Source organism: Microtetraspora sp. AC03309 (genome assembly GCF_020826795.1).
GTDB lineage: Bacteria > Actinomycetota > Actinomycetes > Streptosporangiales > Streptosporangiaceae > Microtetraspora > Microtetraspora glauca.
This window is the reverse complement of the sequence record NZ_JADDIL010000655.1, coordinates 1-377: the sequence shown is the minus strand read 5'-3', so window position 1 is coordinate 377 and position 377 is coordinate 1. Positions and strand designations below refer to the sequence as shown.

Genomic DNA, 377 nt, shown 5'->3' with positions numbered 1-377 from the left:
TCGGCGCCCTGCGTGGTCAGCAGCCGGCCCAGCGCGTCGCCGACCGCAGCCCAGCGAGTGCCGCCGATGTGGATGGGTCCCGTCGGGTTGGCCGAGACGAATTCCAGGTTGATCTTCTCGGCGAGCTCGGTGGAGTTGCCGTAGGTCGCACCCGCAGTCAGCACGTTGGTGACGATGACGCCCTGCGCCGAGGCCTCGATGCGCAGGTTGACGAAGCCGGGCCCGGCCACCTCGGCCGTCGCGATGCCGTCGGCCGCCGCGAGCGCGGTGGCCAACCAGCCGGCCAGCTCGCGCGGATTGACGCCGACCTTCTTACCGAGCTGCAGCGCGAGGTTGGTCGCGTAGTCGCCGTGCTCGAGGTTGCGCGGGCGCTCGAC

Annotated in this window: 1 pseudogene; it reads right to left on the bottom strand. The window is 71.4% G+C overall.

Features of this window, described 5'->3' with window-relative positions:
- Window positions 1-377, bottom strand: a pseudogene (locus IMZ11_RS44805) (arginine--tRNA ligase); the annotation flags it as partial.